This is a genomic window from Rhodoferax sp. ZS1R25 (assembly GCF_056521335.1).
Genome location: NZ_JBWMAZ010000002.1, coordinates 312,744 through 336,260 on the forward strand (window position 1 = coordinate 312,744; position 23,517 = coordinate 336,260).

Annotated in this window: 20 protein-coding genes; all 20 read right to left on the reverse strand. The window is 61.1% G+C overall.

What is annotated here, in order from left to right; translation table 11 throughout:
- Positions 1-45: 45 nt before the first annotated feature.
- Entirely contained in the window at positions 46-2,397 is a 2,352-nt protein-coding gene (locus tag AC097R_RS12345; RefSeq protein WP_479598405.1) for a putative bifunctional diguanylate cyclase/phosphodiesterase, read from the reverse strand.
- Positions 2,394-3,011: a methylamine utilization protein gene (locus tag AC097R_RS12350; RefSeq protein WP_479598408.1), complete on the reverse strand. Its 618-nt coding sequence runs from the start codon at positions 3,009-3,011 to the stop codon at positions 2,394-2,396. The genes AC097R_RS12345 and AC097R_RS12350 overlap by 4 nt, the downstream gene beginning before the upstream one ends.
- Positions 3,012-3,104: 93 nt before the next feature.
- The gene (locus AC097R_RS12355) at positions 3,105-4,010 is read right to left on the reverse strand and encodes an SDR family oxidoreductase (RefSeq protein WP_479598412.1); all 906 of its coding nucleotides are present in this window, start codon (positions 4,008-4,010) and stop codon (positions 3,105-3,107) included.
- A gap of 34 nt (positions 4,011-4,044) precedes the next feature.
- Positions 4,045-4,545, reverse strand: a complete 501-nt coding sequence (locus AC097R_RS12360; protein WP_479598415.1) for a GNAT family N-acetyltransferase — start codon at positions 4,543-4,545, stop codon at positions 4,045-4,047.
- Positions 4,542-5,507: a glutathione S-transferase family protein gene (locus tag AC097R_RS12365; protein ID WP_479598418.1), complete on the reverse strand. Its 966-nt coding sequence runs from the start codon at positions 5,505-5,507 to the stop codon at positions 4,542-4,544. The genes AC097R_RS12360 and AC097R_RS12365 overlap by 4 nt, the downstream gene beginning before the upstream one ends.
- On the reverse strand, positions 5,504-7,141 hold the full coding sequence (locus tag AC097R_RS12370) for an isovaleryl-CoA dehydrogenase (protein WP_479598421.1): 1,638 nt from the start codon (positions 7,139-7,141) through the stop codon (positions 5,504-5,506). The genes AC097R_RS12365 and AC097R_RS12370 overlap by 4 nt, the downstream gene beginning before the upstream one ends.
- A complete protein-coding gene (locus AC097R_RS12375; RefSeq protein WP_479598424.1) occupies positions 7,141-8,157 on the reverse strand; it encodes an NADP-dependent oxidoreductase in 1,017 nt (338 codons plus the stop codon). The genes AC097R_RS12370 and AC097R_RS12375 overlap by 1 nt, the downstream gene beginning before the upstream one ends.
- A gap of 79 nt (positions 8,158-8,236) precedes the next feature.
- A complete protein-coding gene (locus AC097R_RS12380) occupies positions 8,237-8,722 on the reverse strand; it encodes a PaaI family thioesterase (RefSeq protein ID WP_479598427.1) in 486 nt (161 codons plus the stop codon).
- A gap of 2 nt (positions 8,723-8,724) precedes the next feature.
- Entirely contained in the window at positions 8,725-9,516 is a 792-nt protein-coding gene (locus AC097R_RS12385; protein WP_479598431.1) for an SDR family oxidoreductase, read from the reverse strand.
- A 123-nt stretch (positions 9,517-9,639) separates the two neighbouring features.
- Positions 9,640-9,867, reverse strand: a complete 228-nt coding sequence (locus AC097R_RS12390) for a hypothetical protein (protein ID WP_479598435.1) — start codon at positions 9,865-9,867, stop codon at positions 9,640-9,642.
- On the reverse strand, positions 9,867-11,714 hold the full coding sequence (locus AC097R_RS12395; RefSeq protein WP_479598438.1) for an acyl-CoA dehydrogenase: 1,848 nt from the start codon (positions 11,712-11,714) through the stop codon (positions 9,867-9,869). The genes AC097R_RS12390 and AC097R_RS12395 overlap by 1 nt, the downstream gene beginning before the upstream one ends.
- A 168-nt stretch (positions 11,715-11,882) precedes the next feature.
- Positions 11,883-12,368 (reverse strand): restriction endonuclease subunit S, encoded by a 486-nt coding sequence (locus AC097R_RS12400; RefSeq protein WP_479598441.1) that lies wholly within the window; start codon positions 12,366-12,368, stop codon positions 11,883-11,885.
- 223 nt (positions 12,369-12,591) lie between these two features.
- The gene (locus AC097R_RS12405; RefSeq protein WP_479598444.1) at positions 12,592-14,214 is read right to left on the reverse strand and encodes an HsdM family class I SAM-dependent methyltransferase; all 1,623 of its coding nucleotides are present in this window, start codon (positions 14,212-14,214) and stop codon (positions 12,592-12,594) included.
- Positions 14,215-14,689: 475 nt separating this feature from the next.
- Positions 14,690-15,865 carry an acetyl-CoA C-acyltransferase gene (locus AC097R_RS12410; RefSeq protein ID WP_479598448.1) on the reverse strand — a complete coding sequence of 392 codons (1,176 nt, stop codon included), beginning with the start codon at positions 15,863-15,865 and terminating at the stop codon, positions 14,690-14,692.
- Positions 15,866-15,888: 23 nt separating this feature from the next.
- Positions 15,889-17,382, reverse strand: coding sequence for a M20 family peptidase (locus AC097R_RS12415; protein ID WP_479598451.1), 1,494 nt, complete (start codon positions 17,380-17,382; stop codon positions 15,889-15,891).
- Between the two features lie 14 nt (positions 17,383-17,396).
- Positions 17,397-19,496: a 3-hydroxyacyl-CoA dehydrogenase NAD-binding domain-containing protein gene (locus AC097R_RS12420; RefSeq protein ID WP_479598455.1), complete on the reverse strand. Its 2,100-nt coding sequence runs from the start codon at positions 19,494-19,496 to the stop codon at positions 17,397-17,399.
- A gap of 127 nt (positions 19,497-19,623) precedes the next feature.
- On the reverse strand, positions 19,624-20,319 hold the full coding sequence (locus AC097R_RS12425) for an ABC transporter ATP-binding protein (protein WP_479598458.1): 696 nt from the start codon (positions 20,317-20,319) through the stop codon (positions 19,624-19,626).
- A gap of 1 nt (position 20,320) precedes the next feature.
- Positions 20,321-21,109 carry an ABC transporter ATP-binding protein gene (locus AC097R_RS12430; RefSeq protein WP_479599546.1) on the reverse strand — a complete coding sequence of 263 codons (789 nt, stop codon included), beginning with the start codon at positions 21,107-21,109 and terminating at the stop codon, positions 20,321-20,323.
- Positions 21,110-21,111: 2 nt separating this feature from the next.
- Positions 21,112-22,410: a branched-chain amino acid ABC transporter permease gene (locus tag AC097R_RS12435; RefSeq protein ID WP_479598461.1), complete on the reverse strand. Its 1,299-nt coding sequence runs from the start codon at positions 22,408-22,410 to the stop codon at positions 21,112-21,114.
- A gap of 6 nt (positions 22,411-22,416) precedes the next feature.
- Positions 22,417-23,451, reverse strand: coding sequence for a branched-chain amino acid ABC transporter permease (locus AC097R_RS12440; RefSeq protein WP_479598463.1), 1,035 nt, complete (start codon positions 23,449-23,451; stop codon positions 22,417-22,419).
- Positions 23,452-23,517: the final 66 nt, after the last annotated feature.

A 23,517-nucleotide genomic window follows, 5' to 3' on the forward strand; every position in this document is an offset into this window, starting at 1 on the left:
GCATTGTACCCAGCCCAAGGCTCTGGCCGTGTGGGCCAGGGCCTTTTAACTCGCTACGGTGGTCTGGTGTTTGACCCGCCAGGCGATGAAGTCCGGCAGCGGAATCGGTTTGCTCATGTAGTAGCCCTGCGCTTCGTCGCAGTCCAGCGCGATGAGCTTGTCCAGGATCAGCTGGTTCTCCACGCCCTCGGCCACCACAGACAGGCCCAGGTTGTGCGCCAAGTCGATGGTGGAGCGCACGATCTTGGCGTCGCTCTCGTCGGTCTCCATGCCCATCACAAACGACTTGTCGATCTTCAACTCGTTCACCGGCAGGCGCTTGAGGTAGGCCAGCGACGAATAACCCGTGCCAAAGTCGTCAATCGACAGCTTGAAGCCGCGCTCGGACAAGCGGTTCAACGTAGCCTCGGCGCGCTGCGGGTCGTCCATGATGGCGCTCTCGGTGATCTCCAGGCAGAACGCATCGGTGGGCGCGTTGTGCTTGGCCATCATGGCGTCCAGCTTGGCGGGGAAGTCCTGGTCCAGCAGGTCGCGGGTGGACAGGTTGATGGCCACGCGCAGCGGCCGACCATCGGCACGCAACGCCGGCAGCGCACGTGCCACCTCTTCAAACATCCACAGCGTGAGCTGTCGCACAAAGCCGGTTTGCTCAGCAAACGGGATGAACTGCATGGGCGGCACCAGGCCGCGCGTAGGGTGCTGCCAGCGCACCAGCGCCTCGGCGGCCACCACCGTGTTGTCGGCCAGCGTGAGCTTGGGCTGCAGGTACAGGCGCAGCTGGCCGTGGTCTACCGCATGGCGCAACTCGGTCAACAACGAGAGGGTTTGGGTGCTCGACGAGTCCAGCGCCGGGTCGTACACCTGGATGCCGGTGGTCTTGCGCTTGGCCACGTACATGGCGATCTCGGAGCGGCTCAGCAGCATGTCCACGTCCTGGGCATGCATGGGCCAGGAGGCAATGCCAATGCCCGCGCTCAGGTCCACGGTCTGGTCTTCCAGCGTCAGGGGCTCTTCAAACGAGGCCGCAATTTTTTGCGCCACGGGCAAGGCACCCACAGCGTCGGTGCTTTCAATCAACACTGCAAATTCATCGCCGCCCAGGCGCGCTACCTCACCGATGTCGGCGCTGATCAGGCCGCTCAGGCGCTGGGCCACGGCCACCAGCAGCCGGTCGCCAAAGGCGTAGCCCAGCACGTCGTTCACGTGCTTGAAGCGGTCCAGGTTCAGCATGATCACGGTGACTGGAGGGCCCTGGGTTTGCAGCGCAATGCTGGCCTTGATGGACTGCTGCAGCAGGTCGCGGAACTGGGTCCGGTTGGGCAGGCCGGTCAGGCGGTCCCAGTAGGCTAGCTGCAAGATCTCGCCCTGCTGGGTGCGGATGCTGCTGCGCATGTGGTCAAACGCGCGCGACAGGTCGCCAATCTCGTCCTTGTGGCGCAGGGCCGGCAGTTTTTTGTCGTACTCGCCGCGGCTGAGCTGTTCGGCCGCCCCCACCAGCGCGTGCAGCGGTGTGGTGATGCGGCGTGCCAGAAAGATGCTGCCCGCACCAAACAGCGCCAGGCCCAGGGCCGCAATGGCCAGCAGGGCCAGCTGCACCTGCTGGTACGGCGCCACCACCTCGTCCAGCGAGCGCAGCAAATAGGTTTGCACGTCCGTGATATCGCTGCGCGTGGTGCTGTGGCGCACGACCAAGGTGTCGGCACCCAAGCGTATTTCGCCGCCCTGCCCCAAGGCCTTCAGCGCGGTCTGGTCCAGCGCCGGCAGGCTGCTGACCAGCAGCGCGCCTTGCCGAGTCAGCAACACCACATGGATGCCCGACAGGCCAAACATATCGTTGGCCAGCGATTGTTCGATGGGGAACCCCATCACCACCCAACCAATGGTCAGCGGTGCTTTCAGCGGCACCATCACAAACTGGTAGAGCTTGCCGTCGATGAGTTCCAGCTGGTGGTTCTGGTCGCTCTTGCCAATGTCGGCGGCCACGCGCTGCAGGATGGGGGCGAACTGCGCCTCGCTGGCGCGTTCCAGCCCGGTGGCCTGCAGGGCAAATTCGGGGTTTAGCAAGGCGGTGACGGGGGCGCCAATGCGTGCGCCGCTGTTTTCCAACGCGGAGCGCAGGGTTTCGGTGTCACCGCTGCTCAGGGCCGAGCGAAACCCAAAGTCGGCGGCCAGCACCGCAGCGCCCTGGCGCAGCTTTTGCGCGTTTTGGTCCAGCAGGCGCCACCACACCTTGTCGCCAATGGCCAGTTCCTGCGTGAGCTGGGCCCGCACATTGCTGTTGATGCTGGTGCGCACCACGCTGTACACCGCCACCTGCACCAGCAGCAGCAGCGCCAGCGAGAACACGACAAACTTGGTGCCCAGGCCCCAGCTGGCAACCGTTTTCGACAGGCTCAAACGCTGCTCCCCGCCAGTTTCACCACCACGGGGGCACCGCCTGCGCCCACGGCCTGGGGCTGGTCGGCTGCCGCGGCGCCCGTGGGCAGGCTGGCGTGCCAGGTGCGCAGTTTGTAGTTGCCGTTGGGCACGTTGTCCAGGTTCAGCTTGCCCTGGGCATCGGTGCGGCCGAAGTACGGTGTGTCCACTACCAGTACCCAGGCCACCATGTTGTCGTGGATGTTGCAGCCCAGCACCGCAATGCCGACCTTGTCGAACACCACTGGGTTGGAAGGCACACCGGCGTACAGTTTCAGTTCAAACGTCTTGATGGGCGAAAACGAATAGACATGGTGGCGCACCGTGTCCTGGTTGGGGAACAGCACCGACGTGCCCGGAGTGACGATGGTGACCGCGGGTGTGAACTGTTTGGCCACCTGGGCCACCTCAATGCCCTTGAGCGGCTTGGCGGCGGCCTTGGCCTCGGCGGATTCGAGAAAAACCACGGCATTGGGCAGAGGTTTGCCGGTCTTGTCCTCTACCTGCACCTGCAGCGAGCCTGCCCAGGCGGGGCCAGCTAGCGCGATTGCGCCAACGACAGCGGCAATCGGGTGCAGGGTTTTTGTCAAACGCATGCGGCGCTCCATATCAGTAAGCTAGCGTGCCCAGCGTGTGGGGCACTGGGATACGACTCTAACCCAAGCCGGAGGTTCCGCCGCGTTAAGGGGTCAACCGCGCAGCGCTTTTTTCAGCTCCACGCCCAGCTCGGGTTTGTGGGAAAACGGGTCGGTGGGGTTGCGCCCCATCAGCACGTCTTCCAGCCGCGTCTGCACCGAGCCAATGGCCTTGGGGTGGCTGTAGATGTAGAACTGGTTGGCGGCTATGGCGTCAAACACCTTCTGCGCCACCTCGGCCGCGGTGACCTTGCCGCTACCCACGGCCTTGTCGCTCATGGCCTGACCGATGAGTTGGCTGCGCGTGGGTTTGGCGGGGGGCTCGTCCGCATCCGGGCGGTTGCGGTGGCTCTGGCTGATGCCGGTGGGCACAAAGAACGGGCACAGCACGCTGGCACTGATCTGGTCGGTTACCAGTGCCAAGTCCTGGTAGAGGGTTTCGCTCAGGGCCACCACGGCGTGCTTGCTGACGTTGTAAATGCCCATGTTGGGCGCGTTCAACAGGCCGGCCATGCTGGCGGTGTTGACGATGTGGCCGGTCCAGGCCGGGTCTTTGGCCGCGGCTTCGAGCATCATGGGGGTGAACACGCGCACGCCGTGGGCCACGCCCATGACGTTCACGCCCAGCACCCACTCCCAGTCTTTGGCGGAGTTTTCCCAGACCAGGCCGCCCGCGCCGACACCGGCGTTGTTGAACACAAAGTGTGGCGCGCCAAAGCGTGCCAGCGTGGCGGCGCCCAGCGCCTCCACCTGCTCGGCCTTGGACACATCCACCTTCATGGCCAGTACGGGCGCGCCGGCGGCCTGCATCTCGGCCACGGTGCGGTCCAGTGCGTCTTGCTGCACATCGGCCAGCACCAGGTTCATGCCCAGCTTGGCGCCGATACGTGCGCACTCCAGGCCAAAGCCCGAGCCTGCGCCGGTGAGAGCGGCAGTTTTGCCTTTGAAATCAGTGATCACGCGGTTGTCTCCTCAATATGGAATTTGTTGTGAATCAGCCCGGCTGGCGGACCATCTCAATATGGTCGATGCCGTCTTCCACATAGGGCTTGCCCACATCGGCAAAGCCGTGGCGTTCGTAAAAGTTTTTCAGGTGGGCCTGCGCCCCAATGCGAATCGGCTGCGCGCCCCACTGCTGCTGGAGCGCGCGGATGGCCTCGGCCATCAGCACATGGCCCAGGCCGCCGCCACGTGCGCTTTGGCGCGTGACCACGCGGCCAATGCTGGCCTCGTCAAACGTGATGCCGGCGGGGAAGCAGCGCACATAGGCCACCAGTTCGGTGGCTGGGAGTGCGGGCGTCAGCGGACTCTGCTCCGTGTCCCCCGCCCGAACTCCCAGCAGATGCATGGCTTGGGCATCCAGGCCGTCCATGTCCTGGAAGACACAGTTCTGCTCCACCACAAACACCTCGCTGCGCAGGCGCAGCAGTTCGTACAGTTGGTCGCGGCTCAATGCATCAAACGGCAGCCATTGCCAGGTCAGCGTGTCGCTCATGCGGGTTGGGCCGCTTTCAAGACGTAGCCAATGCGCGGGAAGTGCACGCGCACGGTGCCGGCGCGCTCGTCAGTGCGCTGCAGCGTGAAGCGCGTGCGCGTGGCGGCAATCAGCGTGCCGGGCGTGGGTTCCTGGCCAAACAGCTCGGCCGCAATCGTCACCTCGCTGCCCAGGGCAATGCCGTGCTCGTCCTGGAACGTGGTGTCTTCATCATGTGCGAATGGGCCGCTAGCCCCCGTGGACGCTGCGCTGATTGCTATCGAATCCGCAGCAGACAGTTTTTCGAAACTGCCGTGGCCCAACGCGGCCATGCGGTCCATCCAGGCCAGCACGGCGGGCGTGGCGTTCAGGATGTCGCCCATGATGGCCACGCGCTTGCGGCTGAACCACAGCGGGTGGTAGGCCGCAAAGTCGGCCACGCAGGGCGTGCTGCCCAGCAAAAAGTCTTGCCCGTCCAGCATGTCAGACAGGCGGCGCAGGTAGCTCTTGTAGGCCGCGGTGGCGTCGGCCGGGCGCAGGCGGGTCATGCCGGTGGACATGGCAGCGCGGTCGGCGCCAAAGGCCTTGGCCGCCTCCACAGGCGCACCTTCAAACATGCTGGCGGCCCCCTTGGGCTGCAGGTTGTAGGCCATGGCGGCCCAGAACAGCGTGGTGTCGGCCCACTGCGCCAATACACGGGCCATGCCCTTGTTATGGGCGGGGTACAGCGTGGGCGTGGGCTGGATGTGCTCCAGCACATCGCAGATCAGCGCGCTGTCGCAGTAGATGTCGTTGCCGATCTGCAAAAACGGCGTCTTGCGGTAGCCACCGGTCAGCGCCACTACGTCGGGCTTGGGCAAGATGGCGGGGATGATGACGGACTTCCAAGCCAGCTGCTTGTAGCCCAGCACCAGGCGCACCTTCTCCGAGAAAGGGGATGTGGGGTAGTGGTGGAGGATGAGGTCGGTCGGTGTGTTGCTCATGGCATGGCCCTTTCAATAATGCTGTCAAAGTCCACCGCGGCGCCCAGGGTGCCAAAGGTGTGGCCCCAGTTGCCCGCGAGGCGGGAATCACAAAATGCGTGGAACACGGCGGCGGGCGCGCTCTGTTGCAGCAGCGCGGCCTGCACGGCCAGCGCCACGTCTTGCGCCAGGCGGCGCGCCTCCATCTCGGTGGCCATGTGCTCCACCCGGCTGGGCAAGGCAATGGCCAGGCGGTCCAGCGCGGGGTGGGCGCCGTGGGCCGGGGCCAGCTCTCGCACCAGCGCGGCGGCCACATCACCCTTGCGCAGCGCGCGCAGCAGGTCCAGCGCCATGATGTTGCCGGCTCCCTCCCAGATGGAGTTGAGCGGCATCTCGCGGTAGATGCGGGCCATGGTGCCCTCACCGCCCTCCTCCACATAGCCGTTGCCGCCCAGGCACTCCATGGCCTCTTGGGCAAAGGCCGCGCCGCGCTTGCAGATCCAGAACTTGGCAATGGGCGTGAGCAGGCGGCCCATGAGCATCTCATGCGCATCGTCTTTGTGGTCAAACGAGCGTGCAAGCCGCATGGACAGTGCGGTGGCAGCTTCACTTTCGATAGCAAGGTCGGCCAGCACATTGCGCATCAGTGGCTGGTCGATCAGGCGTTTGCCGAAGGCCTGGCGCTGCGCGGTGTGGTGCAGCGCAATGCTGAGCGCCTGGCGCATCAGCCCGCTGGTGCCCAGGGCGCAGTCCAGCCGCGTCATGGTGCCCATTTCCAGAATCTGCGGCACGCCGCGGCCCTCGTCACCCACCAGCCAGGCGGTAGCGTTTTGGAATTCGACCTCCGAGCTCGCGTTGGCCTTGTTGCCCAGTTTGTCCTTCAGGCGCTGGATGCGGATGGCATTCGTCGTGCCGTCGGGCAACACGCGCGGAATGAAGAAGCACGACAACCCGGCCGGCGTTTGCGCCAGCACCAGAAACGCGTCGCACATGGGCGCCGAGAAAAACCATTTGTGGCCCACCAGCGTGTAGCGCTGGCCCCAGGGGTCTTCGCCGTCGTGCACGGCCTGGGTGGTGTTGGCCCGCACGTCGGAGCCGCCCTGCTTCTCCGTCATGCCCATGCCCATGGTCAGGCCGGTTTTTTGGCTGAAGGGTTTGAAGGCCGGGTCGTAGGCCCGCGCGGTCAGCCCCGGTGCCCAGTCCTTGAAGATGGCGGCGTTGCCCGGCAGTGCGGCCATCACCGCGTAGGTCATAGAGATGGGGCACAGGATGGACGGCTCCGCCTCGGTGAACAGCATGAAGGCGGCGGCACGGCGGGTGTGGCCATGGGCTTCTTCAGTCCACGGCGTGCCATGCAAGCCGGCCTGTGCGGCGGCGGTCATCAGCGCGTGGTAGCTGGGGTGGAACTCCACCTGGTCCACCCGGTGGCCCGTGCGGTCGTGGCTGTGCAGCACGGGCGTGTGCACATTGGCCAGGCGGGCGTGGGCCTGCATTTCGGCACCGCCCATCTGCGCGCCCAGCGCGCTCAGGCTGGCAATGTCCAGCGTGGGGGCGTTGAACTTCAGCGCGCTCTGCAGGGCCTGGTTGCGGTCAAACAGGTTGGTGCCCACCAGCGGCTCGGCCTGGTTGAACACCGTGTGGGTGGCGGGGACCATCAGATCAGCTTGACTAGCTGCTTGCCAAAGTTCTTGCCCTTGAGCAGGCCCAAAAACGCCTCGGGCGCGGCAGCCAGGCCTTGGGCAATGCTCTCGCGGGGTTTCAGCTTGCCGCTGGCCACCATGCCGCCCAGTTCTTTGAGCGCTTCGGGCCAGATTTCCATGTGTTCGCTGACGATAAAGCCTTCCACCTTCAGGCGCTGGGTGAGGATCAGCGCGGGGTGGGCCAATGGCAAGGGTTGGCCGTCATAGCCGGCAATCATGCCGCACACGGCGATGCGGCCAAACGCGTTCATGCGCGGCAGCACGGCGTCCAGCACCATGCCGCCCACGTTTTCAAAGTAGCCGTCGATGCCGCCCGGGCAGGCTTCTTTCAAAGCCTGGGACAGTGAGGCGGCATCCTTGTGCAGCTTGTAGTCGATGCAGGCGTCAAAGCCCAGCTCGTCCACCGCGTATTGGCATTTGTCCGGGCCACCCGCAATGCCGACCGTATGGCAACCGCGTGCCTTGCTCAGCGCCGCAAACGCGCTGCCCACCGCGCCCGTGGCGGCGCTGACCACCATGGTCTGCCCCACCTGGGGCGCAATGATCTTGACCAGGCCGTACCAGGCTGTCACGCCGGGCATGCCGACCGCGCCCAGGTAGTGGCTCAGCGGCACATGGGTGGTGTCCACCTTGCGCAGTGCGCCGGGCTGGCCCGCGTCCACCACGCTGAACTCCTGCCACCCCCCCATGCCGACCACCTTGTCACCGGCGTCGAACTTGGGATGGCGCGACTCCACCACCTCGCCCACCGTGCCGCCCCCCATGGTCTGGCCCAGGGGTTGCGGTGTGGCGTAGCTCTTGGCGTCGTTCATGCGGCCGCGCATGTAGGGGTCCAGGCTCAGGTAGTGATGGCGCACCAGCACCTGGCCGTCTTGCAACGCCGGGGTGTCGCTGGTCACCAGTGCAAAGTTGTGGGCTGCGGCCTCGCCCACGGGGCGGTTGGCGAGGTGAATTTGGCGGTTGCTGGGCATGGCGGTCTCCTGGAATGCTATGGTTTTGCTAGCTGCTCGCGCAGGTTATACGGGGGCTAGAGGCCTATTTGGCTTCTAACTAGTCGGTAGAAATGCCGCCGACGCCACCCACGTCGCTTGCCGGGGTGTTCAGCGCATTCACGCTGCGCGCGCCCGTGGCCAGGCGCTTGACGTACTTGAAGGTGCCGGTGGCGTGCGCACAGGGCTTGCCGGCCGCGTCATACACGGTGGCCTGGGTGAAGGCCAGTGTGGCGGTGCGGTGGATCAGCTCACCTTTGGCCACCAGCGGGCCATCGGCGCTGGGCACTGCGGGCTGCATGAAGCTGGTTTTCATCTCGATGGTGACCACGCCCATCTCGGGTGCCACGCTGCGCGCAGCGGTGGCCATGGTCACGTCCAGCAGCGTCATCAGCGCGCCGCCGTGGGTCACGCTGAACGAATTCAGGTGCTCGGCCTTGGGCGCGTACCGAATCTCAGAGCGCCCATCGGCAAACAGCGTGAGATCAAACCCCAGGTGGGTGACAAAGGGAATTTCGACACCAAAGCCCACGGCTTGCTCCCACATGGTTAGCCGCCTGTGACGACGGACACGCCGCCGTCCACCGCCAGCCACTGGCCGGTGATGTGCTTACCCGCGTCCGATGCGTACAGCAGGGCCAGGCCCTTCAGGTCTTCGTCATCGCCAATGCGCTTGAGCGGCGCGTGGGCGGCCATCTTGTCTTCGCCCAACGACTCGATCAGCACCGCAGCCATCTTGGTTTTGAAAAAGCCCGGACAAATGGCATTCACGTTGATGCCATAGACGCCCCACTCCGCCGCCAGCGCACGCGTGAAGTTGATGACCGCGCCCTTGGAGGTGTTGTAGGCAATCGTCTTCATGGCGGTGGGGTTGCCGCCCAGGCCTGCGATGGACGCGATGTTGATGATGCGGCCGCTCTTGCGCGGGATCATGCTTTTCTTGGCAATGATCTGGCTCAGCAAAAAGTAGCCACGCACGTTCAGGTTCATCACCTTGTCCCAGGCTTCTACCGGGTGATCTTCGGCGGGCGCACCCCAGGAGGCGCCAGCGTTGTTGATCAGAATGTCCACATCGCCCATGCGCTGCAGGGTCTCATCCGCTAGGCGGGTGATTTCGCTTTCTTTGGCGCAGTCGGCGGCAATCCAGCGGGCGTCGATGCCAGCGGCCTGCAGCTCGGCGGCGGCCTCTTCCAGATCAGCCGCCTTGCGCGAGCTGAGCATGATCTTGGCACCGGCCTCGCCCAGTGCGTGGGCCATTTGCAGACCCAGGCCGCGTGAGCCACCGGTGATCAGGGCGGTCTTGCCGGTCAGGTCAAAAAGTTTTTGGACGGTGCGTGTCATGGTTGTCTGCCTTGCTCAAAATGTTGGAAAAAGTCAGGGCCACAACACCATGGTTGGGCCCTTGCCAAAGATTGTGCGTTTGCCGCGGGAAAAAGCATGTCCCCCGCGAGATATGTGCGCCGCTTAGCCTTCTTCGCGCAGGCGCGACCGCACGTAAATCAGCACCACACCGGCCACCACCGCCAGCCCACCCAGTTGGTAAAACAGGCTGGCATCTTGCGCTTCTTGCTGGTCAATGAAAGCCCCCAGCACGATGGACAGCAGGCCACCGTAGATCAGCACCCAGATCGAGCGTTCGACGCGCAGCAGGCGCGCATTGGTAGTGCCGTTGTATTTCTTGAAAAATCCCATCAAAAAGCTCCTTCGGGGAATGTTGCACAGGTCAGATCCCGCGATTGCACCACACCCAGCCAGGCGCCGATTTTTGGCAGCTCGTAATGGAAGAAGAAACGTGCGCTGCCCACATGGCCCTGGGTGGCCAATTGCACCTGTTGCGGGTCATTGTCCAGCGCGCAGGCCGCCACGTCCAGCCAGATCCAGGCTAGCACCATGTGGCCAAAGGCCTGCAGGTAAGGCACGGCATTGGCCAGTGCCTCCGTGGGTTGGCCGGTGGCCCAGGCTTGTTTCGTCGCCTCGCCCACATCCTGCAGCGCGCGGCCCAGCGCCTTGGCGTGTGCAGCCAGTGCGGGAATGCCGCTAGCGCGGTGGATGGTGGCGGTCATGCGGTGGCTCAGCAGCGTCAGGCCCTTGCCCTCTTCCATGAGCACCTTGCGGCCCAGCAGGTCCAGGCCCTGGATGCCGTGTGTGCCTTCGTGGATCATGTTCAGGCGGTTGTCGCGCCAGTATTGCTCCACCGGAAAATCGCGCGTGTAGCCATAGCCGCCGTGTACCTGGATGGCCAGGCTGTTGGCTTCCAAGCACCATTCGCTGGGCCAGCTCTTGGCAATCGGGGTTAGCACTTCCAGCAGCAGGCGCGCCTCATCGGCCTCTTGGCCACCGGCGGTGTGGTGTTCGTCCACCAGGCGCGCGCAGTACAGCTCCAGCGCCAGCGCGCCCTCGCAGTACGACTTTTGCGCCAGCAGCATGCGCTTCACATCGGCGTGCTCGATGATGCGGCTTTGCGGTGCTGCTGCGTCCTTGCCGCCCGCACCAATCGGTCGGCCTTGTGGGCGGTTCTTGGCGTAGTCCAGCGATGCGTAGTAGCCCGCCATGCCAAGCATGGTGGCCGCAATGCCCACGCCAATGCGCGCCTCGTTCATCATGTGAAACATGCAGGCCAAGCCCTTGCCCGGCTGGCCCACCAGGTAGCCCACGGCGCCCGCTTGGCCGTCCACCGCGAACTTGCCTTCGCCAAAGTTCAGCAGCGTGTTGGTGGTGCCGCGCCAGCCCAGCTTGTGGTTCAGGCCGGCCAGTGCCACATCGTTGCGCACACCGGTCAGCTCGCCCTGCGTGTTCACCATCTTCTTGGGCACGATGAACAGCGAAATGCCGCGCGTGCCGGGCACCAGCTTGCCGTTCTCATCGGGAATCTTGGCCAGCACCAGGTGGATGATGTTCTCGTTGATCTCGTGCTCGCCCGACGAAATCCACATCTTGTTGCCCTTGATGCGGTAGCGTGGGCCCAGCGGGTCGTTGGCAAAGTCAGCGCCATCGGGCACGGCCTTGGTCGCCACGTCCGACAGGCTGGAGCCCGCCTGCGGCTCGCTCAGGCACATGGTCCCCGCCCAGCGGCCGGAAAACTCGTTCTTCGCAAACACCTCTTTTTGCAGCGCTGTGCCGTGTGTCATCAGCAGGTTGGCATTGCCTGTGGTGAGCATGCCGGTGCCAATGCTGACGGACGCGCAGGCAAAGAAGGCATTGGCTGCAGCCTCCACGCTGTAGGGCAGCTGCATGCCACCCATCTCATAGTCTTGCGCGGCCGACAGCATGCCGGATTCGGCATAGGCCTTCTGCGCATCGTGCGTGGCCTGCGGCAGCACCACACGCAGGCTGCCATCGGGCTCGGTCACCGTGCGTGGCTCTTCCACATCGGCCAGGCGGTTGAACGGCGCGTACTTCTCACGTGCGATGCGTTCGCAGGTGTCCAGCACCGCATCAAAGGTCTCACGGTTGTGGTCACTGAACCGTTCACGCTCGGTAAGCGCCGTGGTGTTCAGCCAGTCGTTGAGCAGGAAGTCGAGGGTGGTGCGTAGGGTCATGGGACCCATTGTTACGCAGCTTTATATTGTCCGAAACTGGGTTTGTCCGGTCGGCGACGGCGGTAAGAAAGTACTACACCCAAAGACATTTTTACTCAATCAAAAGGGTTTCTTGTAAAAGACTTGGACTGGACGCAGGCTGCGCAGTTCTTCTCTCAAGCAGAGCTACTAACCTTGTCTAAGTTGCATCTCTTTTTCACCCAGCAACGTTTCCATCATTCGATTGTTTTCTTCAATCTCGACTTCAAGTTGAATCGGTGCATCCAAGTGAAGGGGCGTCATCTGCAAAGACTCCAATCGTCTACGACTAGCCTTTCGTCCAAATGAAAACCGCCAACTATGCAATGTGTTGAAAAGCGCGGCATAGTAAAGCAACTCAGATTTCCTATGGGCTTTTAAGGGCTTCAAAATCGTGCACGAATCACCTCCATTTCCTTTGGGGAGGAATTGACCATAGTGAACCGTTGCGTATCCTAGGCCAGAAATACAAATGGCAGGTCCTTCAAACACTTTGTCGTCGTCAAACGCTTCAACGTAGCGAACTACGCCATTATTGATCTCAGTATTTGTTACGAACGGAATATCGCCAGAAACATAGTCATCAATGCTCTTTGACTTTGCAACTTCTATTGAGAAAAGATCTATAACTTTCACTGGCTCAAACCTCTTCGAATTTCTTGAAAGACTAGCTCCGACTGCAGCGTGCTCAATGTCTGTTTTAGTCTGACGATGTCAAGTGTTGCGTTGTCGAGATACTGTTGCGGTATCAATTCTAGGTATTGATCGGCTAAGTCTATTGTCTTCGCTTGAATTAGTCCGTCGACTTCCACAACGGTGCCGGTATGGATAAAACTAGAAATGCTCTCCTGAAGAGCTGTTAGCTGACTGGGTCCGTCATGCGGCAATCTTCTTTTTTTAGCTTGATGAATCCATCATCAATAATCCGTGCAAACAAACACCTTGCACCATTCTGATGCGGCACGCCCTTGCGCAGCACAACTATCACTGGTTCCACCGATGCTTGTGGATAGAAAAGATCGTTAGGGAAACCGATCACAGCATGTAAGGTGTGTTTTTGTAAAAGCTGCCTACGCCATTCAAGCTCTCTACCGCTAGCGTACATGACCGAGACAGGAACAATACATAGAAGCAGCCCTTCATCAGCCATTTGTTCAAGGGCATGCTCAATGAATGTGAATTCCTGCTCGTCGTCTCGTTTAAGTGCGAAGGGAGGATTCATTAGTACTTTGGTCACCGGCTTTCGATCACCGTGATTGTCTTGATATTCGGCACTGAGCTCTCCATTCCGAATCTTCCGATTGAGATTGGTTGACAGGCAGTCACCATTGATAATATTGTTCTTTCCGTCGCCACGAAATATCATGTTGACTATTGCGAGAGCAGCGACGTTTGCTTGCTGTTCGACTCCAAAGATCCGATGTTTCTTGAACATTTCAACCTTGGTCGGCTCATTTCGACGAACTCGATCGTATGCAGCCACCAAAAAACCACCTGTTCCACAGGCGGGGTCGTAGACAAGATCGGATGCTTTGACATCTAGAATTTCTGCTGAAAATTCAGTAATGTGTCTAGGTGTCAAAACAATTCCAATATCCTTAGCGCCATTTCCATATTTCAAAAATACTTCATAGAATTTTCCGAGTAGATCATGACTACCGTCCATTGCCGCTTTTATATTGATCTTACGAAGCAAGAAAAATACTCTGACTACAGCCGCCTTATATTTATTTTTCGCTGCATCTTCTTGCGGTAATCTAAGCTCGATGTACTCCGCAAATTCACGCTTCGCGTGATTGATCAAAACATCTTCGGCGCGATTGTTGATATCCTTGATAAAAACGTCAGGCGATCCATTGAAGTTCGGCAGCGTGTCAGAGACCATGGACAAGAGTACCGCTGACATAACGGTGGCTCGAAGATCCTTGTTAATGGACGCCTTATGAAGCTCTTCGTTGATACCCTCCGCGATCGTAAGAAGTAGAGCTTCACTGGTGACTAGTTCGTTCAGGTCTGACGTGTCATTGTCGACAAGATATCGAGCCTGTTCTGGCGACAAAAAACCCGTAATTTTCTTGTTGTTGTATTTAACCGGTGCGATGCGCCCGTCGAGATGGATAAACGCAGTATTAACCAGGTAGCCATCATCATCGTTTCCGGCAACACCAGTGATTAGCCGGGCTTTGATCAGTGCTGACTTATTGATATCCTTTGCGTAGCCTACAGCCTCAACATATGCATCGTCTATTTTTTCGTGCGTTGCCTTGGCTTCGATCACCCATAGAACATCTTCGTGGACCTTGACGACGTACTCAGGTCGTTGACGTTTTAGCCCGGAAGCGATTTCTGGATGGTCGAGGCACTCCTGCTGGGTGTACAACTGGCCACTATCTGCTCTTGTCGGGTTTCGAGTATTCCAGCCCATACTTCCGAGGTCATTTTTAATGAAAACATACGAGGAGAACTCTGATTTTCTTGTCATGAAGATGATGGCAATGAGTAGGACGACCGGCGAATTGGATCCGCAAATATTTCGGATCAGCGTAGAGACGTTTTATGCATTTTCAATACGGTTTGAAACGTTGATCAAAACTCTATCCAATGCTCAAGTTAAACACAGGAATTCTGACGCTTCTCGTTAGATGGAAGAGTGAATTTTTACCGGCTTTTGGATTGGTCATTTTCTCTTTAGAGCTGAGGCCTGAACATCCCCCATACGGGTGTTTTTTTTGGACACCTCCGATCGCACCCGCTCATAGGCCTGGGCTCATGTACGTCACCCCAAACCCACAGGTCAGTCCTCAGTCAAAAAACTTCAAATGGCGTGGAAGCGTTGGCTCAACCAACCTTCAATTTGTATTAAACAGTGGAGAGCACATACCAATCCCGTGCCAATGAAAAAAAGCCGCACTGCCCGATGAAAGGCAGTGCGGCACAGCGGCTAAGTCTATGGAAACTTACAGCACCTCAAACACCCCAGCCGCACCCATGCCGCCACCAATACACATGGTCACCATGACCTTCTTGGCACCGCGGCGTTTGCCTTCCAACAGTGCGGCGCCGGTCAGGCGTTGGCCGCTCATGCCAAAGGGGTGGCCCACAGCGATGGCGCCACCGTTGACGTTCAGTTTGTCAGCGGGGATGCCCAGCTTGTCGCGGCAGTAGATCACCTGCACGGCGAAGGCTTCGTTCAGTTCCCACAGGTCGATGTCGTTCATCGTCAGGCCCAAGCGCTTCAGCACCTTGGGGATGGCGAACACGGGGCCGATGCCCATTTCGTCAGGCTCGCAACCGGCCACAGCAAAGCCGAGGAAACGGCCCAGGGGTTTCAGGCCCTTTTGCTCGGCCAGCTTTTCGTGCATGACCACGGTGGCGCCTGCGCCGTCAGACAGCTGGCTGGCGTTGCCAGCCGTGATCAGACCACCGGGCAGCGCGGAGCGCAGGCCTTTGATGCCGTCGTACGTCGTGCCAGCGCGGATGCCTTCGTCATCGCTGACGGTGACTTGCTTGGTGGTCAGGCCCATGACCTTGTCGGCCACGCCCATGGTGACGGTGATGGGAGCAATTTCATCCTTGAACAGGCCTTTTTCCAGCGCGGCCGAGGCCTTTTGCTGGCTAGCGGCGCCGTATTCGTCCATCGCTTCACGGCTGATGTTGTAGCGCTTGGCCACTTGCTCGGCGGTTTGCAGCATGGCCCAGTAGACCTCGGGCTTGTTCTTCACCAACCAGGGGTCGCTCAGCATGTGCTGGTTCATCTCTTGCGCGGTGCAGGAGATGGCTTCCACGCCACCGGCCACATAGATGTCACCCTCGCCCGCGATGATGCGCTGGGCAGCGGTGGCAATGGTTTGCAGGCCGGAGGAGCAGAAACGGTTGATGGTCATGCCCGACACGGTGACGGGGCAGCCGGCGCGCAAGGCGATCTGGCGTGCGATGTTGGCGCCGGTGGCGCCTTCGGGCGTGCCGCAGCCCATGATGACGTCGTCGACCTCGGCGGCCTCAATGCCAGCGCGCTGGATAGCGTGCTCCACGGTGTGGCCGCCCATGGTCGCGCCGTGGGTCATGTTGAAAGCACCCTTCCAGGCCTTGGTCAGGGGGGTGCGTGCGGTGGAAACGATTACTGCTGATGTCATGGTGATGCTCTCCTAAATGGGGGTCAGGGTTGGGGTGCCGCGGCACCTTGGGTCAAAAGGCGGTGGTAGAAGCGAATCATCTCGGCGTAGTTGGCCACCGCGATGCGTTCGTTGGTACCGTGGAAACGGGGCAAGTCTTGCGGCTGTGCGCGCACCGGCGAGAACTTGAAAACATGGTCACTGATCTCACCAAAGTGGATCGAATCGGTGGCGCCAATCATCAGCCCGGGAGCTACCAGCGTGCCGGGGAAGACTTCGCGGATGGTGCGGTTGATGAGTGCGTACTGGGGCGAATCGGTGGGTGCGACCTTGGAAGCCTCGGTGGCGCCGGGCAGCGCAAACAGCTCGAACTTGTCGCTCTTGGTGGCGTCGGCCACCAGGGCGCGGGTGCGCTCTATCACCATGTCCTTGCCATCACCGGGCAGCAGGCGAAAGTTCACCGTGGCCTCGGCATTGCCGGGCAGCACGTTTTCCTTGTTGCCCGCGTTCACGATGGTCAGCGCGGTGGTGGTGCGCATCACGGCGTTGGCGCTGGCCACAGACTCCAGCTGCTTTTGCACCACGGGGCCAAACAGCCACAGATTGGACAAGGCCACGCGGGAGAAGCCCGACATTTCAGGCGCCATGGTGGCGAACATGTCCCCCGCCACACCGCGTATGCCACCGGGCAACTGCTCATCGTCAATGCGCTTGAGGGCCGCACTCATCATGGCCACGGCGCTGGTGCCCTTGGCGGGTGGCATGGACGAGTGGCCGGGTGTGGCCGCCATCTTCAGCACCACCGAGAGATAGCCTTTTTCTGCCACGCCAATCAGGGCCGTAGGCGGTTTGAGGCCGGGCATGATGCCTTCGGTGATCAGCAGGCCTTCGTCGACCACAAAGTCCAGGTGCACCTTGCGCTCTTTGAGCAGCGCGGCGATTTTGGAGGCGCCGCGCAGGCCCCCTACTTCCTCGTCGGCGCCAAAGGCCAAATACACCGTGCGCTCGGGCTTGTAGCCGCTGGCCACCAGCATTTCCACGGCTTCGAGCTGGGACATGAGGTTGCCCTTGTCGTCCCACGCGCCGCGGCCCCAGACAAAGCCATCTTTCACCGTGCCGCTAAAGGGCTCGGCCTGCCAGTCCTTGTCGGTTCCGGGGGCCACAGGCACCACGTCCTGGTGCGCCATCAGCAGAATCGGCGCCGCATCAGGCTTGCTGCCCTGCCAGGTGTAGAGCAGGCTGTAGTCCGCCACTACCTCGCGCTTCAGGGCCGCGTGGGTTTTGGGGAACTTGGCCTGCAATAAGGCATGCAGCTGGCGGAACTGGTCGGCACTGAGGTTGGCGTCATCGCGCGAGGAGATGGTGCGCAGGCGCACCGCCTCGGCCAGACGCTGTGCAACCGCGGCCTCGTCCACCGCCAGCACCGGCACCGGGGGCACGTCCAACTGGCGTGACCCCTGGCGCAGGGTGTTGGCGGCGAGCACGGCGGCCAGGGCCACCAGCAGCAGAAGCACTCCCCACAGGGCTTTTTTGACCATGGATGCGCAGGCGGTCAGTTGAACGACTTGCCTTCAGCAGCCAGCTTGGCCAGCAGCGGTGCGGGCTTCCAGAAGTTGGCGTCGTCCAGCGGGTTCAGGGCAAAGCGGTTCATGGCTTGCACCACGTTGAACAGGCCCACCTGGTCGGCGTAGTTCATGGGGCCACCGCGGTGGGCGGGGAAGCCGTAGCCAAAGATGTAGACGATGTCGATATCGCTGGCCTTGTTGGCAATGCCTTCTTCCAGAATGTGGGCGGCTTCGTTCACCAGACTGAACACGAGGCGCTGCACGATTTCTTCGTCAGTGATCTTGCGCGGCGTGATGCCCAGGCTCTTGCGGTGCTCTTCAATCATCGTGACCACTTCGGCGTTGGGGATGGCGTCGCGCTTGCCTTCGACATAGTCGTACCAGCCCTTGCCCACCTTCTGGCCAAAGCGGCCTTTCTCGCAGAGCAGGTCAGCAGTCTTGCTGTACTTCATGTCAGCACGCTCGGTGGCGCGGCGCTTGCGGATGGCCCAGCCAATGTCGTTGCCAGCCAAGTCGCCCATGCGGAACGGGCCCATGGCCATGCCGAATTTCTCCATGGCCTTGTCCACTTGCGCGGGGGTGCAGCCTTCGTCCAGCAGGAAGCCACCTTGGCGGCCGTACTGTTCGATCATGCGGTTGCCGATAAAGCCATCGCACACGCCGGACACCACGGCGGTCTTTTTGATCTTCTTGGCCACGCTCATCACGGTGGCCATCACGTCCTTGGCGGTCTTGGCGCCGCGCACCACTTCCAGCAGCTTCATCACGTTGGCGGGGCTGAAGAAGTGCAGGCCCACCACGTCTTCAGGGCGCTTGGTGAAGGAGGCGATCTTGTCCACGTCCAGCGTGGAGGTGTTGGAGGCCAGGATGGCACCGGGCTTCATCACGCGGTCCAGTTCCTTGAACACGGCTTCCTTGACGCCGATTTCTTCGAACACGGCTTCGATCACCATGTCGGTGCCGGCCAGGTCGTCATAGCTCAGGGTGGTGGTCAGCAGGCTCATGCGCTGCTCGTACTTGTCCTGCTTGAGCTTCTTCTTGGCCACTTGGGCTTCGTAGTTCTTGCGGATGGTGGCGATGCCACGGTCCAGCGCTTCCTGCTTCATTTCCAGCATCTTGACGGGGATGCCAGCGTTCAGGAAGTTCATGGCAATGCCGCCACCCATGGTGCCGGCGCCGATGACTGCTATGGAGTTGATAGCGCGTTGCGCAGTGTCCGCGGGGACGTCAGGGATTTTTGATGCTGCACGCTCGGCCAAGAACAGGTGGCGCAGCGACTTGCTTTCGGCGGTCCAAATCAGTTCCACAAAGATGTCGCGCTCCAGCGCCATGCCCTCATCAAACTTCTTCTTGGTGGCGGCTTCGACCGCGTCTACACAGCGTGCGGGGGCCGGATAGTTTTTGGACATTCCCTTGACCATGTTGCGGGCAAACGCAAAGTACGCATCGCCCTGGGGGTGCTTGCACTTCAGGTCACGCACCAGGGGCAATGGGCGCACATCGACCTTTTCACGCGCAAAGGCAATCGCTTCTTCCACCACGCTCTCGGCGGAGGCGGCCAGCTTGTCGAACAGCTTTTGGCCGGGCAGCATGGCCAGCATTTCGGCCTTGATAGGTTCGCCGCTGACGATCATGTTCAGTGCGGGTTCTACACCCAGCACGCGGGGCAGGCGCTGCGTGCCGCCGGCGCCAGGCAGCAGGCCCAGCTTCACTTCGGGCAGGGCCACGCTGGTGCCGGGGGCGGCAATGCGGTAGTGGCAACCCAGGGCCAGTTCCAGGCCACCGCCCATCACCACGGTGTGGATGGCGGCAATGACGGGTTTGGTAGAGGCTTCGAGCACGCCGATCACGCTGTTCAGGTTGGGTTCCTGCAGGGCGGTTGGTTTTCCGAATTCCTTGATGTCAGCGCCGCCCGAGAAGGCCTTGCCGGCGCCGGTGATCACGATGGCTTTGACAGCGGCATCGGCATTGGCTTGGGCCATGCCGTCGGCAATGCCCTGGCGGGTAGACAGGCCCAGCCCGTTGACGGGGGGATTGTTCAGCGTGATGACGGCGATATCGCCATGGACTTGGTACTGGGCGGTCATGCTTTCATTCCTTGAAAAAGGTGGAGCCAGGGAAAATAGAACGATCGTTCTTTTTTGCGATTGTAGAAGGTTTAAGCCGGTTGCCAACCGGCTTTGTCACAGGTGGGACAAACGGAGGGCCGAAAGGTCAGACCTCCAGCCACTCCTTGCGGGTGTAGCTGTCGTCGCGCAGGGCCTGGGGGGTGCCCTCAAACACGATGCTGCCGTGGCCCATGACCAGGCAACGGTCAGAAATGGCCATGGCGATGGTGAGCTTTTGCTCGATCAACAGCACCGACACACCGCGTTCCCGTAGGGTTTTGAGGTACTGGGCCACCAGCTCCACGATCTTGGGCGCCAGGCCCTCGGTGGGCTCGTCGATGATGATGAGGTCGGGGTCACCCATCAGGGTGCGGCACAGGGTCAGCATCTGCTGCTCGCCCCCGGACAGCACGCCAGCTTCGGTGTGCTCGCGCTCTTTGAGGCGCGGGAACATGGCGTACATGTCATCAAACGACCAGCGCACCTTCTTTTTGCCGCTCTTTTGGCCCAGCAGGAGGTTCTGGTGCACGGTCAGCTTGGGGAAGATGTCGCGGTTCTCGGGCACATAGCCAATGCCAAGGTGGGCAATCTCGTAGGCCTTGCGGCCCAGCGATTCCTTACCCTTCCACAGCACCGAGCCCTGGCAGTCCACCAGGCCCATGATGGCTTTGGCGGTAGTGGAGCGCCCAGAGCCATTGCGGCCCAGCAGCGCCACAATTTCGCCGGCGTTGACCGTCATGTCTACGCCATGCAGCACATGGCTTTTGCCGTAATAGGCGTGCAGATTGGAGATCTGGAGCATGTCAGTGTCCTCCCGCTTGCGCGTCTGCCACCGAAGAGCCCAGATAGGCCTCCTGCACGCGGGCATTGGCCCGCACGGCGTCGGGTGTGTCAAAGGCAATCACTTCGCCGTACACCACCACGGCAATTTTGTCGGCCAGACCAAACACCACACCCATGTCATGCTCCACAGTCAGCAGGGTTTTGCCCTCGGTGACCTTCTTGATCAGCGCGATGAAGCGCGAGGTTTCACTCTTGCTCATGCCCGCGGTAGGCTCGTCCAGCAGGATCACGCTGGCCCCACCGCCGATGGTGATGCCGATCTCCAGCGCACGCTGTTCGGCGTACGTCAGGTTGACGGCCAGCACATCGCGTTTCTTGCCCAGGTTGATCATGTCCATCAGCTCTTCGGCTTTGTCGTTGGCATCGGTCAGGCCGGACAGGAATTTCAGGAAGGTGTACTTGTAGCCCAGGCTCCAGAGCACGCTGCAGCGCAGGTTTTCAAACACGCTGAGGTTGGGGAAGATGTTGGTGATCTGGAAGCTGCGCGACAGCCCCATACGGTTGATCTCAAACGGCTTTTTTCCGTTGATGCGCTGGCCGTGCAGCAGCACGTCTCCGCCACTGGGCTCAAAGCGCCCGCTGATCAGGTTGAACAACGTGGACTTGCCGGCGCCATTGGGGCCGATGATGGCGACGCGTTCTCCCGCCTGCACGGCAATATTGACACCGCGGATGATTTCAGTTTTTCCAAAGGCCTTGCGCACGTCGCGCAGTTCCAGCGCGGGCGTGGCGGTATGGGGTGTGGCCATGGTCATAGGGCCTCCCTTCGCTTGATTTCTTTTTGGATGTCTTCCTGGATGTGCCCCCACTCGCGCACAAAGTGCCGGCGGCACAGTTCAAACAGCCCCACGCCGGTTAGCGCGACGAAAGCGGCGCCAAACCAGTTGTTGATGTTGTTGGCATCCAGCGTGGTGCCCAGAAAGTGCAGTTCTGACCCCATGGCGCCATTGAGTTGCAGGTGGTAAATCATCTCGACCAGGGTGGCGACACCGGCCAGGCCTATCAGTGCGGTGCCTGCCAGGCCGAAGTAGCCAACCCACAGCCGGCGCAGTTTGCCAAAGGCGGCAATGCGCAGGTTCATCATGATCAGGCTGGCCATGCCACCGGGGGCATACATCACCATGAACAGGAAGATTAGCCCCAGGTACAGCAGCCAGGCCTTGGTGAACTCGCTGAACAGGACAAACGCCAGCACCATGAGCACGGCACCAATGATGGGGCCGAAGAAGAACGTGGCACCACCTAAAAAGGTGAACAGCAGGTAGGCGCCGGAGCGCGCAGCACCCACCACTTCGGCGTTCACGATCTCAAAGTTCAGCGCGCCCAAGCCACCTGCAATGCCGGCAAAAAAGCCAGCGAGGATGAAGGCGGTGTAGCGCACGCGCTGGGTGTTGTAGCCCACAAACTCCACACGCTCCGGGTTGTCGCGCACGGCGTTGAGCATGCGGCCCAGGGGTGTTTGGGTGAACGCAAACATCAGCAAGACCGACACAAAGGTGTAGATGGCGATCAGGTAATAGACCTGAATGGCAGGCCCGTAGGTGATGCCCATGAAGGCCTTGCCCACCACGCGGTTGCCGGAGACACCGCCCTCCCCGCCAAAAAACTCGGGGATCATCAGTGACATCGCAAACACCAGTTCGCTCAGTCCCAGGGTGATCATGGCAAACGTGTTGCCGGCCTTGCGGGTGGTGACATAGCCAAACAGCGCCGCAAAGCCCATGCCGCCGAGTCCGCCTATCAGGGGGACCAACGAAACTGGCAGAGGCAAGGAGCCGCCGGAGACGCCGTTGAGCGCATGAATGGCGACAAAGGCGCCGAGCCCGCTATACACCGCGTGCCCGAAGCTCAGCATGCCGCCCTGCCCCAACAGCATGTTGAAGGACAGGCAGGCAATGATGGCAATGCCCATTTGCGACAGCATGGTGATGGACAGGCCGCTGGTGAACACCAGCGGAGCCACCACCATGACCAGTGCGAACAGGCCCCAGATGATGAAGCGGCCTATGTTGAGAGGTTTGAAGGCGTAATAACGCTTGGTAGCTTGCATAGTCAATCAGCCTTCCCGATTACCCAGGAGACCCTTGGGCCGGAAAATGAGGATCAGCACCAAAAACAGGTACGGAAGAATGGGGGCGACTTGCGAGATGGTCAGGTGCATCAGCGTGTTGCCACGCGCCGCGTCGCTGAAGCGCAGGCCGGTCTGCTCCAGCACGCTCACCACCGAGTAGTCAAACGCCACGGCGAAGGTCTGGATGACCCCGATGAGCACAGAAGCCAGGAAGGCGCCGGACAAGGAGCCCAGGCCGCCCACCACCACCACCACAAAAATAATGGACCCTACTGTGGCTGCCATTGCAGGCTCGGTCAGGTAGGTGCTGCCACCGATGACGCCGGCCAAGCCGGCCAATGCGGCACCAAAACCAAAGACCATCATGAACACGCGCGGCACGTTGTGCCCCAGAGACTCCACCGCTTCGGGGTGCGTCAGCGAAGCCTGGATCACCAAGCCCACGCGGGTGCGGGTGAGCAGCAGCCAGACGGAGGCCAGCATGACCAGGGCCACCAGCATCATGAAGGCACGGGTTGCCGGAAATGGCGAGCAGACCACGCGCACGGCCGCATCTGCCGCGCTGCACATCTCCGCCGGTGCGGCGCCCCACAGAATTTTCAAGCCGTTGACCGAATGGTTGATCAGCGTGAAGGCCGGACCCTGTAGTACGTCAGGCGGACGGAACTCCAGCGCGATGCGGCCCCAGACCAGTTGCACCAACTCCAGAATTACGTAGGAGAGGCCAAAGGTAATCAGCAGCTCGGCCACATGCCCGAACTTGTGCACCTTGCGCAAGCACAGCCGCTCAAACAGGGCACCCATGGCGCCCACCACGATGGGGGCCAGCACCAGCGCGGGCCAGAACCCCACCATGCGCGACAGTGAATAACCTACGTACGCGCCCAGCATGTAAAAGCTGGCATGGGCAAAGTTCAAAACGCCCATCATGCTGAAAATCAGCGTGAGCCCCGAACTCAACATGAACAACAGCAAGCCGTAGCTCAAGCCGTTGAGCATAGAGATGATGAAAAACTCCATTCCGACTGACCTTCCCTATTGCGATAAATCGTGCAGCAATTAAAAGAGCCCGCGACGGGTTACCCG

Bases quoted from the DNA above. Each gene is read 5' to 3' on its own strand.
- AC097R_RS12375 (WP_479598424.1), bottom strand. From the start codon at position 8,157: ATGCCCAGCAACCGCCAAATTCACCTCGCCAACCGCCCCGTGGGCGAG.
- AC097R_RS12395 (WP_479598438.1), bottom strand. From the start codon at position 11,714: ATGACCCTACGCACCACCCTCGACTTCCTGCTCAACGACTGGCTGAAC.
- AC097R_RS12425 (WP_479598458.1), bottom strand. From the start codon at position 20,319: ATGCTCCAGATCTCCAATCTGCACGCCTATTACGGCAAAAGCCATGTG.
- AC097R_RS12360 (WP_479598415.1), bottom strand. From the start codon at position 4,545: ATGAGCGACACGCTGACCTGGCAATGGCTGCCGTTTGATGCATTGAGC.
- AC097R_RS12350 (WP_479598408.1), bottom strand. From the start codon at position 3,011: ATGCGTTTGACAAAAACCCTGCACCCGATTGCCGCTGTCGTTGGCGCA.
- AC097R_RS12385 (WP_479598431.1), bottom strand. From the start codon at position 9,516: ATGACACGCACCGTCCAAAAACTTTTTGACCTGACCGGCAAGACCGCC.
- AC097R_RS12380 (WP_479598427.1), bottom strand. From the start codon at position 8,722: ATGTGGGAGCAAGCCGTGGGCTTTGGTGTCGAAATTCCCTTTGTCACC.
- AC097R_RS12435 (WP_479598461.1), bottom strand. From the start codon at position 22,410: ATGCAAGCTACCAAGCGTTATTACGCCTTCAAACCTCTCAACATAGGC.
- AC097R_RS12390 (WP_479598435.1), bottom strand. From the start codon at position 9,867: ATGGGATTTTTCAAGAAATACAACGGCACTACCAATGCGCGCCTGCTG.
- AC097R_RS12430 (WP_479599546.1), bottom strand. From the start codon at position 21,109: ATGGCCACACCCCATACCGCCACGCCCGCGCTGGAACTGCGCGACGTG.
- AC097R_RS12440 (WP_479598463.1), bottom strand. From the start codon at position 23,451: ATGGAGTTTTTCATCATCTCTATGCTCAACGGCTTGAGCTACGGCTTG.
- AC097R_RS12365 (WP_479598418.1), bottom strand. From the start codon at position 5,507: ATGAGCAACACACCGACCGACCTCATCCTCCACCACTACCCCACATCC.
- AC097R_RS12420 (WP_479598455.1), bottom strand. From the start codon at position 19,496: ATGACCGCCCAGTACCAAGTCCATGGCGATATCGCCGTCATCACGCTG.
- AC097R_RS12415 (WP_479598451.1), bottom strand. From the start codon at position 17,382: ATGGTCAAAAAAGCCCTGTGGGGAGTGCTTCTGCTGCTGGTGGCCCTG.
- AC097R_RS12410 (WP_479598448.1), bottom strand. From the start codon at position 15,865: ATGACATCAGCAGTAATCGTTTCCACCGCACGCACCCCCCTGACCAAG.
- AC097R_RS12405 (WP_479598444.1), bottom strand. From the start codon at position 14,214: ATGACAAGAAAATCAGAGTTCTCCTCGTATGTTTTCATTAAAAATGAC.
- AC097R_RS12370 (WP_479598421.1), bottom strand. From the start codon at position 7,141: ATGGTCCCCGCCACCCACACGGTGTTCAACCAGGCCGAGCCGCTGGTG.